Source organism: Hymenobacter sp. UYAg731, from assembly GCF_054061335.1.
This window is the reverse complement of sequence record NZ_JBSSEC010000003.1, coordinates 894,453-904,887: the sequence shown is the minus strand read 5'-3', so window position 1 is coordinate 904,887 and position 10,435 is coordinate 894,453. Positions and strand designations below refer to the sequence as shown.

Below are 10,435 nucleotides of genomic sequence, written 5' to 3'. Positions count from 1 at the left end.
TGCGGGTCAGCGGCGAGCCGCTCGGGAGTGTTTTGTCGGGCATGAGCAGTGGAAGGTAAGACTTCGCACTGTCTGTTTTTACCCGACCACCTCATTCCTTGGCCTCGCCGGGCCGCCGGGTCTAAGCCGCCGTCCGGTTCCCATTCGGCCCAATGCCTGCCAGGGGCTTGCCGGTCGTACTCCTGTCGCGCCACCGAACGTGGTGACGTCGCTCCGGGCAACCTCCCGCTCGCCGACCCGTTCCAACGCAGTCCCCCAGCCGCCCGTTCAGTCCCCATGGTTGACTTCCCCCTGGACCCGCTACACATCCGTCACGCTAAAGCTGGCCTCGCCGCGGCCGGTATTCTCCTCGAAGCAGGCCTGGCCGCCCTGAACCTGGCCCGGGAGTGCTACTTAGCCACGCCCCAGGTGAACCGGGCCGAGCTGCTACGCCAGGAGCGCAACCGCACCCTGGACGAGTTGGAACGGGTCAGCACGGAGTTGCTACGGGAGCGTAAAACGGCGCAACGCCTCGCGCACGAACTGACCCGACTCGGCGCGTTGCCGGTCCGAAAAGGCGTGCTGCAGGCGGTGGATAAACGGTTGCGGGCCGTGCGCGAAGCGTTGCTTCACGGCACGTGGTCTGACGCCCACAAAGTCGCCACGGCCCGCGACCTGCTGGACAAGGCGTTGGTGGGCCTCGCCGCCTAAGAATAATTACGGGACGAGCAGGGGGCCCCCTCGTCATCTTCCAAACCCGACCGGTGCCAACGGAGCAGGCCAAGCCCCTGCCTACCGGTTCGGCCTGGCTCGCGGGAACGCAGCGGCTGGCAGAATTAGAGGCCCTGCTGGGCCGTCGCAGTCGGTCCGAACAGCAGTCGGACCGGCTGCTGACAGTATTGCACCGCCTCATCACCCAGTCCGAGGACGAGTTATGGAAGGCGGCCGGCGACAACGAACCCCTGCGCCGCTTGTTGAAAACATGGGGCCGCGTGGTAGGAATGCTCGAAAACCTGCTGGTTGCCAAAGAGCAACCCTAGGCCCCGTTCGAAAGGCAGCGGGTGCCCCACAAGTTTGTGCGGTTCATCCTTCTCACTCCGTTGGCTATTCAGAACATTTGTAGTAGCAGCACAGAGGATATGCCCATACCCCTAGTGGGTAGCTGAAGGGGAAAACCACAGTTGAAACGCACTGCCTGTTCCCGCTACGGAATGAACCTGAATGCTGCCCTGGTGCAACTGCATGATTTGCTTGGCCAGGCTCAGCCCAATCCCAGAACCGTTGGGGCGGGTGGTGAAAAAAGGAATGAAAATGCTATCCAGTACATCGGTGGGGATACCACTCCCGTTGTCTTTCACCTCGATAACCACCCGTTCCTGTTCATCGGGCCAGGCCAACAGGCTAATGTGAGGGTTAGAGGTTTGGGTGACTGCCTGCGCCGCATTGAGCACCAGATTAATGAGCACTTGCTCCAGCAGGTGGCCGTCGGCGTGCAGGGTGAGGTGCGCAGGCCAGACGCTTAGGGTAACCTCAATGCCTTGTGCGGCCAGCTGTTCCGCCAGTAGCTGCCGGGTGGTCTGAAGCAATTCCTGCACATATAGGGTCGTGCGCTGCGGCGGGGTCAGAGTGCTGAAGTTGCGGTACACCTGGGCAAAGCGCAGCAATCCTTCGCTGCGCTGTTGAATGATGCGAATGCCGGTGCCTACATCGTCGAGCAACTGGGCGTCCGCATTTTGCTGCTGGGCCGCCCGCACGTGGCGGCCCAACGAATCGGCCAGCGAGGCAATAGGGGCGACCGAGTTCATGATTTCGTGCGTCATGACCCGTAGCAGTTGCTGCCAGGCGGCCGTTTCAGTATCCGCCAGGGCTTGGCTCACGTTCTTGAAGGCCAAGAGGGTAAACGCTTCGCCTCGTATCTTAAACTGGGTGGCTGACACGAGCAGCTGCACCGTTTGGGAACCCACCGTCAGCTTCACCACCACGGGCTGGCCGGGCACCGCCCGGCAGATGGCCTCGTACAGGACCGGCTGCCGGGATTGCAGCGCCCGAATGTTTTTCAGGTAAGGCAGGTGCAGCGTCTGTTTAAACGCCTCGTTCACCCAAGCCACGGTGCCCGCCGCGTCGTAGGACACGATGCCCGTATCGAGCAGGGCCAGGATGGTTTGCAGGTACTGAGACTGTGCTTCCTGCTCGGCCCGCAGTTCTCGAAACGTGGCGTTGACTTGGTTGAACGCCTCGTATAAGGGCCGCAGTGATGCCTGGACGGACTGCGCCGGGTACTGCCGCGAAAAATCCCGGTACTTGAGGGCCAGGGTGAAGTCGGCCAGCGCCTGCTGGCCACGCGTCAAATAGCGGGTCAGGTCCAGGACCAGCACTAGCAGCAGCAACAGGGCCCCCAGGGCTAGCCCATAGGCGTGGTGCAGCGTGGCGTATCCGCTCGCGGCCAGTGCTGCTACCAGCAGCACTAATCGTCCCAGCAGGCGGGCATCCAGGCGATTAAATATCATGCTTGTCGAGCCGACGGTAGAGGGCGGTGCGGGTGAGGCCCAGTTCCTTGGCGGCTTTGGTGAGGTTGCCCTGGTGGCGCTCAATGGCCTGCTGGATGGTGTTTTTTTCTACTTCCAGCAACGGCAACGGATGCTCAGCCACGGTCGCAGCGGGCGCTGCCGCCGATTCGGGGTTCCGAAACGAGAAATCGGCCGGATGTAGCACGGGGCCTGCTCCCAAGATGACGGCGCGCTCCACGGCGTGTTGTAGTTCCCGCACGTTGCCGGGCCAGGCGTGCCCTCGAAGCTTGCGCAGGGCGGCGGCGCTGAATTCCGGCACGGGTTGCCGGTTGCGGGCGGCGTACACCTGCGCGAAGTGCTGGGCCAGCAGCTGCACGTCGTCGTCGCGTTCGCGCAGGGGCGGCAGCATGATTTCGACCGTATTGAGGCGGTATATCAAGTCCTGGCGAAAGGCCCCGCGGGCCACCAGCGCGTGCAGCGGGGCGTTGGTGGCCGACAACAACCGGATATCCACTGGCACGGGGGTGTTGCTTCCTACGGGCACCACCTGGCGGTTTTGCAGGGCCGTGAGCAGCTTGGCTTGCTGCGGTAGGCCAATGTTGCCAATCTCGTCCAGAAACAAGGTTCCGCCGGTGGCCGCCTCGAACCGGCCCACGCGGCTGGCCTGGGCATCCGTGAACGCGCCCCTGATGTGCCCGAACAGCTCGCTTTCAAACAACCCCTCGCTGAGCGCGGCCACGTCGGCGGCCACGAAAGGCCGGGCAGCCCGGCGCGACTGCTCGTGCAGGGACTTGGCGACCAGTTCCTTGCCCGTGCCGTTCTCGCCGAGCAGCAGCACGTTGGCTTCGGTTGGGGCGACCTTTTCAATGATGGCGCGCACTTCCTGCATAGCGGCCGACTCGCCTAGCAGGGCAGTAGTGGCGGCCGGCTCAGGTGGCTTTTTCGGGCTTCCCCCGCTTTTGCTACCGGTTTTAGGTTGGATGGCGGCGGCCAGCGTTTGCAGCAGCTGTTCGTTGTGCCATGGCTTGAGTAGGAAGTCGGTAGCACCGGCTTGAAGGGCGCGCACCGCCGTACGCACGTCGCCGTAGGCCGTTAGTAGGATAACGGCCGTGGTGGGGTCGAGCTCCCGGATGCGGCCCAACCAGTAGAAGCCCTCGTTGCCGGTCGCCTGGCCGCTGCGGTAGTTCATGTCGAGTAAAACGGCGTCGAAGTGCTGCTGGCGGAGCAGGGAGAGCAGCAGCTCCGGGTTTTTCTCTGTCACTACTTCCCGCACCTCATTTTTGAGCAGCAGCCGGAGGGCGAACAGCACGTCAGGCTCGTCGTCTACCACCAGGATGCGGGCGTGTTTAAGAATCATGAAAAAGCAGTTTTGTAAAACGTAAAAGTCGGGACTAGCAGGTGCCCGCCCCAAATCAGGCTACATAAACCATGCAGGCCTCAGAAAATACTGATTTTCAGTCGGCCAAGCCATTATTATCCCGTCGGCTCACTCAGAATGTATCAGAACCGGACGGTTAATTGCATCAAATCCGGACGCTCGGCAACAGCTGGCCATCAGGTTCTCAACTCATGCTATTGATTTGCAATAGTTTGTGTTTGGGGCACCGTTCTTGGCACCTTCAGTCAATAGCTTATTACTGTTATTGCCTGCGCCGAACCGAATGGATGTCCTGATACCGAAGAAGAAGTGGTCGTTTGTTGCCCGCTGGTGGTGGCTGGGGGCCCTGGTGCTGGTGGGCGCGGGCGCGGCGGGCCTCTACTGGCCTAAGCCAGGCCAGCGACTGCACGTCGCGGCCAGCCGGCTGACCATTAGCCCCGTTACGCGGGGCAATTTTCAGGAATTCACGGCCATCGACGGGGTGGTGCAGCCGCTGCGCACCGTGTACCTGGATGCGGCGGAGGCTGGCACGGTGCAGCAGGTACTGGTGGAAGAAGGCACGACCTTGACGGCGGGCCAGCCCCTGCTGCGGCTGGCCAACCCCGACTTGCAACTGGAAATGGTGAACCGCGAAACGGCCGTGTACGACCTGATGAACAACCTGCGCAACACCCGCAACCAACTGCTGCAAAACCGCATTCTGCGCCAAAACCAGCTAGCCGACATCGACTTTCAGCTGGCCGAGGCCCGGCGGGTGTTTGACACCAACCAGGTGCTGTACGAGCAGAAGGTGATTGCGCGGCAGGATTACCTGCAAAGCCAGAACGCCTACCGCTACCAACGGCGCCGGCGGCAGCTGACGCAACAGACCCTGCGCCAGGATTCGGTGGCCATGCAGCAGCAGCTGGGTACCATGCAGGAATCAGTGCAGCGCATGACCAGCAACCTGGCCCTGATGCGGCGCAAGATGGACGACCTGCTGCTGCGGGCCCCGGTCGGCGGGCGGCTCAGCTCGCTGGCCGCGGAAGTGGGCGAGGCCAAAACGCGGGGCCAGCGCCTGGGGCAGATTGACGCGCTGGCGGGCGTGAAACTGCACGCCGCGGTGGACGAGTTTTACATTGCCCGCATCGGAACCGGTCAGGTGGGCGAAGTGGTGGTGGAGGGCCAGGCGTATGCCTTGCGCGTGACTAAAATCTTCGCTCAGGTGGCCAAGGGCCTGCAAATCGACTTGGCCTTTACCGGCGCGCCCCCACCGGGCCTGCGGCGGGGCCAGACCCTGCCCATCCGGCTGGCGCTAAGCGCGAAGGCCCCGGCGGTGCTGCTCCCCAAAGGCGGCTTTTACCAGCAAACCGTGGGCAACTGGGCGTTCAAGCTGGCTGCCGACGGCACCCGGGCCGAACGGGTAGCCATCCGGCTGGGGCGGCAGAACCCCGACTACTACGAAGTGCTGGCGGGCCTGCAACCCGGCGACCGGGTCGTGACCTCCAGCTACGAAGGCTACGCCGACCAGCAGGAATTGGTGCTGGATGACAGCCGTCCCTAGGCAACTAAAATTGACCAGTAAAGCATGAAACTCATGATTAAGACCGAAAACCTGGAGAAGGTGTACCGCACCGAGGAAGTGCAAACCAAGGCACTGAACCACGTTTCGCTGAGCGTGGAGCAGGGGGAGTTTGTGGCCATCATGGGCCCCTCGGGCTGCGGCAAATCGACGTTGCTCAATCTGCTGGGCCTGCTTGATGAGCCCGACGGCGGCAGCCTGCAACTGCTGGGAACCGAAACCAGCCGCTACTCGGAGCGGCAGCGGGCCGAGCTGCGCAAGCGCAGCCTGGGCTTCGTGTTTCAGAGCTTCAACCTGATTGACGAGCTGACGGTGTTCGAGAACGTGGAACTGCCCCTGCGCTACCTCGGCGTGGGGGCCGCCGAGCGGCGGCAGCGGGTGGAACAGGTGTTGGAGAAAATGCAGCTGCTGCACCGGCGCAACCACTTTCCGCTGCAACTCTCGGGCGGGCAGCAGCAGCGCGTGGCCGTGGCCCGCGCCGTAGTGAATGCCCCACCGCTGCTGCTGGCCGACGAGCCCACCGGCAACCTCGACTCGGTCAGCGGCCACGACGTGCTGGGCCTGCTGACCGAATTGAACGAGGCGGGCACCACCGTGCTCATGGTCACGCACTCCGAGCACGACGCCCGGTACGCCCGGCGCGTCATCCGCCTGCTCGACGGGCAGGTGGTGTTGGAAAACAGCCGCAGCCAATTCTAACCGATTCCTTCCCCTTCGGCCATGCTTCCCTACCCCTTGCTGCTCATTTACCGCAACTTTAAACGGTTCAAAAGCACGTTCTTCATCAACCTGATTGGACTCTCGACCGGCCTGGCCTGCGCGCTGCTCATCTACCTGTGGATAAGCGACGAGCGCAGCTTCGACCGCTACCACGCCCTGGACGGCCGGCTGTATCAAGTGCTGGAAAACCGCCGCACGGCCGCCGGCATCGAGACCCAAATCGGCACCGTGCCGCTGCTGGCCGAGGCCCTGCGGCGGGAAATGCCGGAGATTGAATTCGTGGCTACCACCACGCCGGTTCCGTTTTTTCCCCCGTTCACGCTGGCGGCGGGCGGGCGGCAGCTCACCGCCGTCCCCAAATACGCGGACTCGGCCTTCTTCCAGCTGTTTTCCTACCCCCTGCTGGTGGGCTCCCCCGCCACGGCGCTGCGGGATAAACACGCCATCGTCCTCTCCGAAGCCCTGGCCACCAAGCTCTTTGGGTCGCCGCAGCGCAGCCTGGGCAAAGCCGTGAAATGGCAACTAGCCGCCGATAGCACGCAGACCAGCTTGGTGGCCGGGGTGTTTGCCGGGGTGCCGCGCAACTCGTCCGAGCATTTTGATTTCGTGCTGCCGTTTGCCTCGTTCAGGGACCGGATGCAGATGAGCGAAACCATCAAGTGGGACGACGATGGCCCCTTCACCACCTACCTGGCCTTAAAGGAGGGGGCCGACCCCGCGCAGTTTCAAGCCAAGCTGGCGGGTTTGCTGAAAACCAAAAGTGCGCAGGCCCAGGCCCGGGGGCGCACGCTGTTCGTGCGGCCGTTCGCGGCGGGGTACCTGCACGGCACCTACGAAAACGGCGTCGCCACCGGGGGGCGCATTACCTACGTGCGGCTGTTCGCCCTGATTGCCGGGCTCATTCTGGTGATTGCCAGCATCAATTTCATGAACCTGTTCACCGCCAAGGCCTCGCGGCGGGTAAAGGAAGTGGGTATTCGCAAGGCCCTGGGGGCGAGCCGCGCCGCGCTGGTGGGGCAGTACCTGACGGAATCCGTGGTGATGGCCTTGCTGGCCCTGGTCGTGGCCGTGGGGCTGGTGCAGCTCGTGCTGCCGCAGTTCAGCGCGCTGACGGGCAAGCCGCTGGCCTTGCGCTGGGAGCCGCAGCTGGTGGGGGCCAGCCTGGCCCTGGCGCTGGGGACGGGGCTGCTGGCGGGCAGCTACCCCGCGTTCTACCTGTCGGGGTTTCAGCCGGCGGCCGTGCTGAAAGGCAAGCTGCCGACCCGGGCCGGCGACGTGTGGACGCGGCAGGGACTGGTCGTGCTGCAGTTCACGCTCTCGGTGCTATTCATCGTGGCCGTGGTGGTCGTCAACGCGCAGCTGGCGTTTGTGCAGCGCCAGCCGCTGGGCTACGATAAAGCGCACGTGCTCCGCTTTGATACGGGCGGCAAGGCGGCGCGCCAGCAGGCGGCCTTTCTGAGCGAAGTGAAAAAATTGCCCGGCGTCGTGCGGGCGTCCAGCGTCCTGGGCGGCTTCCTGGGGGGGCGCTACGTCGCGGAGATGAGCTGGCGGGGGAAGCGCCTGCCAGTAGGGACGATGCTGGTCAACTACGACCTGGTGGAAACGATGGGCCTGCACCTGGTAGCCGGCCGCAGCTTTGCGCCGCAGTACCGCGCCGACAGCGCCGCCATCCTCGTCAACCAGGCCCTGGTGGCCGGCCTGGGGATGCCCGACCCCGTGGGCCAACAGCTCGACGGGGCCCGCATCGTGGGCGTGGTCCGCGACTTCCACTACGAGTCTCTGCACGAAAAAATAAAACCCCTTCGCCTCCAACTCGACCCCACGATTAACACGGTGCTCGTGAAGCTCCAGCCCAACGCGGAGCAGGCCACGATTGCTCGGCTTCAGCAACTGTACGCCGCCTACAACCCCGGCTTTACGCTCGACTACACGTTTCTGGATGCCGACTACCAGGCCCAGTACGTGGCCGAACGGCGGGTGGCGGTGCTCGCCCGCTACTTCGCCGGACTGGCCATTCTCATTTCCGCATTGGGCCTGCTCGGGCTAGCCGCCTTCACCGCCGAGCGGCGGCGCAAGGAAATCGGCATCCGTAAGGCCTTGGGCGCAAGCGAGCTGGGCATTGTGTGGCTATTGACCAGCAGCCTGACCTGGCTGGTTGTCGTGGCCATCGTACTGGCGCTGCCTCTGAGCTACCTGCTCCTGCAGCGGTGGTTGGAAGGCTTTGCCTACCGCGTGGCATGGCAATGGTGGTACTTCGCGGCGGCCGGAACGGGGGCCCTGCTCATTGCCTGGCTCACCGTAAGCGTGCAGGCCTGGCGCGCCGCCCGCCGCAACCCCGTGCTGAGCCTGCGGGCAGGGTGATAGAAAAACAGGCTGGTCGCTCTGAGTTGCTAAACGTTCACATTTGCCAGCAGTTGGGACGGCGGGCAACGCGCTGAGCGGGTTCATTCAAACGGTCGTGGCTGTTGCAGAACCCGGTTTCGGACACCCAGTGCTATTGCTACGGCATGAGTCTCGCCGCAAACCGGCTGTAAATCGCGTTTCTGCATATCGCTGCAACCGTTGCTACCTGATTGTGAACCCGCTTTAGGGTTCTGCAACAGCCACGGTCGCGCTTTGCCCATGCCTGCTACCCCTGCCTCTTTGCTGCCCGCCGACGAAACCGAGCGGCTGCACAGCCTCCGTGCCTACGAGGTGCTGCCTGCCCTCACCGAGCCCCTGTTCGATGAGGTTGTAGCCCTCACAGCCCAACTGTTCAGCCTGCCCATTTCCCTCATTGCCGTGGTGGAGGAAAACGAGGTGTACTACCCCGCCAACCACGGCATGCCCGGCAACGACCGGCAGGCCCGCGCCGTAGTGTACCACGACCTGGTGCTCGAAAGCAGTGCGACCATCACGCCCGAAGCCGCCCGCGCCGCCGAAGAGAACGAGTTGCGCTTTTATGCCGGGGCCCCGTTGCGCCTGCCCGACCAGCGCCTTATCGGCACCCTCTGCATCATCGACCGCCAACCTCGCACCTTTAGCGCCGATGAACAGCAGGTGCTTGACCACCTGGCGGCCGTGGTCAGCCAGGCCATTGCCGTGCGGCACGCCTGCCTGGCCCAGCCGCCCACCGGCGCGGCGCAGTGGGAGCAGCTGCGCACCCAGCTTCAGGAAGAGCTGCGGGAGCTCACGGCCTTGGTGCGTTACCTCTTCACCCGCCACGGCGTGCAAATCCCCGTGCCCACCGGCCTGCTGGCCCAAGTAGAGCGCCGCCTGTCCGACCTGCAACGCTTGCTGGCAGAGGTGCAGCACTAGCTGCTTTTGCTTGATTTTCACGCCTCCAAAACCAACACGAGCGGACCATTTGGCCCGCTCGTGTTGGTTTTGGAAACTGATAATGAGCAGCTCACTCAGTTGGTGGGGCCGGTGTCGGTGCGGGCCTCAAGGGCCTGCTGAATGGCCGTGGGCACGGCCGAAAGAAGGTCGAGGCCGGTGGCGGTTTCGATGGCGTCGACGCTGGTGCGGTAGCTGCCCCACGTCGTGAGGAGAGCGTTGTCGTTGGGCGTATCAATGGCAATAACGCGGGTGCTGGCGCTGACGCGGCTGGCGTCGTTGGTGCCAATGGGCAGCACCACCACCACTTTCCAGCAGCGGGCCGGCACCGTGACGCGGCCCTGGTCCAGGGTGGTGGCGTAGCCGTTGGTGCCCGTGCCGCCGCGCCCGTAGCTGCCGCAGATGAGGTATACCTCGTTGCCATCGTCGAGGAACGTGCGGCAGTAGTCCTCCAGGTTGGCCCAGGTCTGCTGGTTGTTGCGCGGGGCCTGGGGCATCATGTTGGTCATGAAGAACGTGGCCGAATTGTCGGCTACGGTGCTGGTGCGGTCGGCACTGGGGCAGTTGTGGCCCCGGTCGAAGCCCGAGCCGGTGTAGCCCGTGGCCTGCACCTGGTACCAGCCGGTGGGCAGCGTGTTGTCGGGCCGGAAGTCGTCCTGCCGGGCGGCGCTGCCGCGCCAGTCGGGGCTCAGATGCCAGCTCACCCAGTTGGGAATGCCCCGGTCGCGGTGGTAGCTCAGGGCATACTGCGGCTTGAGCAGCAGGTAGTTGGTGGGCTGCGCGATATCAGTAGTGGCCCCGCTGGGGTTGCCAAGCGTGAGGTGCTCAGGCAGCGGCTGGGCGGTAGGGCCGGGGCCAGCGGGTGCGGGGGCCACGGTTTCCCGTTGGCAGGCCGCCAGCAGCAGGGCCAGAGCGAATATGGGAAAACGTAAATGCCGAAAGGGATTTTGCATAAGTTAACGGGAAGCAATAGCA

At 63.9% G+C, this 10,435-nt stretch carries 9 protein-coding genes; 6 read left to right on the top strand and 3 right to left on the bottom strand.

Annotation, left to right across the window (positions count from 1 at the left end):
• Positions 1-276: 276 nt before the first annotated feature.
• Positions 277-690 (top strand): hypothetical protein, encoded by a 414-nt coding sequence (locus ACVWYF_RS12040; protein ID WP_457068205.1) that lies wholly within the window; start codon positions 277-279, stop codon positions 688-690.
• A gap of 53 nt (positions 691-743) precedes the next feature.
• On the top strand, positions 744-1,019 hold the full coding sequence (locus ACVWYF_RS12035; RefSeq protein WP_457068203.1) for a hypothetical protein: 276 nt from the start codon (positions 744-746) through the stop codon (positions 1,017-1,019).
• A 111-nt stretch (positions 1,020-1,130) separates the two neighbouring features.
• Here ACVWYF_RS12035 and ACVWYF_RS12030 read toward each other — a convergent pair whose 3' ends face one another.
• Together ACVWYF_RS12030 and ACVWYF_RS12025 are read right to left on the bottom strand one after the other, a co-directional pair.
• A complete protein-coding gene (locus ACVWYF_RS12030) occupies positions 1,131-2,486 on the bottom strand; it encodes a sensor histidine kinase (protein WP_457068200.1) in 1,356 nt (451 codons plus the stop codon).
• Positions 2,476-3,843 (bottom strand): sigma-54-dependent transcriptional regulator, encoded by a 1,368-nt coding sequence (locus tag ACVWYF_RS12025; protein WP_457068197.1) that lies wholly within the window; start codon positions 3,841-3,843, stop codon positions 2,476-2,478. Before ACVWYF_RS12025 ends, ACVWYF_RS12030 begins: the two co-directional genes overlap by 11 nt.
• A 304-nt stretch (positions 3,844-4,147) precedes the next feature.
• Between ACVWYF_RS12025 and ACVWYF_RS12020 the strand changes: the two genes are divergently transcribed.
• The 4 genes from ACVWYF_RS12020 (at position 4,148) to ACVWYF_RS12005 (ending at position 9,442) form a co-directional block, all read left to right on the top strand.
• On the top strand, positions 4,148-5,407 hold the full coding sequence (locus ACVWYF_RS12020; RefSeq protein ID WP_457068195.1) for an efflux RND transporter periplasmic adaptor subunit: 1,260 nt from the start codon (positions 4,148-4,150) through the stop codon (positions 5,405-5,407).
• Positions 5,408-5,440: 33 nt separating this feature from the next.
• Complete coding sequence (locus ACVWYF_RS12015; protein WP_457068193.1) at positions 5,441-6,124, top strand: ABC transporter ATP-binding protein; 684 nt, start codon at positions 5,441-5,443, stop codon at positions 6,122-6,124.
• A gap of 21 nt (positions 6,125-6,145) precedes the next feature.
• Positions 6,146-8,506: an FtsX-like permease family protein gene (locus ACVWYF_RS12010; RefSeq protein ID WP_457068191.1), complete on the top strand. Its 2,361-nt coding sequence runs from the start codon at positions 6,146-6,148 to the stop codon at positions 8,504-8,506.
• Between the two features lie 261 nt (positions 8,507-8,767).
• Positions 8,768-9,442: a GAF domain-containing protein gene (locus tag ACVWYF_RS12005; RefSeq protein WP_457068189.1), complete on the top strand. Its 675-nt coding sequence runs from the start codon at positions 8,768-8,770 to the stop codon at positions 9,440-9,442.
• A 95-nt stretch (positions 9,443-9,537) separates the two neighbouring features.
• Here ACVWYF_RS12005 and ACVWYF_RS12000 read toward each other — a convergent pair whose 3' ends face one another.
• Positions 9,538-10,413, bottom strand: coding sequence for a DNA/RNA non-specific endonuclease (locus tag ACVWYF_RS12000; protein WP_457068186.1), 876 nt, complete (start codon positions 10,411-10,413; stop codon positions 9,538-9,540).
• Between the last annotated feature and the right edge of the window lie 22 nt (positions 10,414-10,435).

What these genes read in the sequence shown, in the direction of transcription:
- ACVWYF_RS12040 (WP_457068205.1), top strand. Translation starts at nt 277, where the DNA reads ATGGTTGACTTCCCCCTGGACCCGCTACACATCCGTCACGCTAAAGCT.
- ACVWYF_RS12030 (WP_457068200.1), bottom strand. Translation starts at nt 2,486, where the DNA reads ATGATATTTAATCGCCTGGATGCCCGCCTGCTGGGACGATTAGTGCTG.
- ACVWYF_RS12025 (WP_457068197.1), bottom strand. Translation starts at nt 3,843, where the DNA reads ATGATTCTTAAACACGCCCGCATCCTGGTGGTAGACGACGAGCCTGAC.
- ACVWYF_RS12020 (WP_457068195.1), top strand. Translation starts at nt 4,148, where the DNA reads ATGGATGTCCTGATACCGAAGAAGAAGTGGTCGTTTGTTGCCCGCTGG.
- ACVWYF_RS12015 (WP_457068193.1), top strand. Translation starts at nt 5,441, where the DNA reads ATGATTAAGACCGAAAACCTGGAGAAGGTGTACCGCACCGAGGAAGTG.
- ACVWYF_RS12010 (WP_457068191.1), top strand. Translation starts at nt 6,146, where the DNA reads ATGCTTCCCTACCCCTTGCTGCTCATTTACCGCAACTTTAAACGGTTC.
- ACVWYF_RS12005 (WP_457068189.1), top strand. Translation starts at nt 8,768, where the DNA reads ATGCCTGCTACCCCTGCCTCTTTGCTGCCCGCCGACGAAACCGAGCGG.
- ACVWYF_RS12000 (WP_457068186.1), bottom strand. Translation starts at nt 10,413, where the DNA reads ATGCAAAATCCCTTTCGGCATTTACGTTTTCCCATATTCGCTCTGGCC.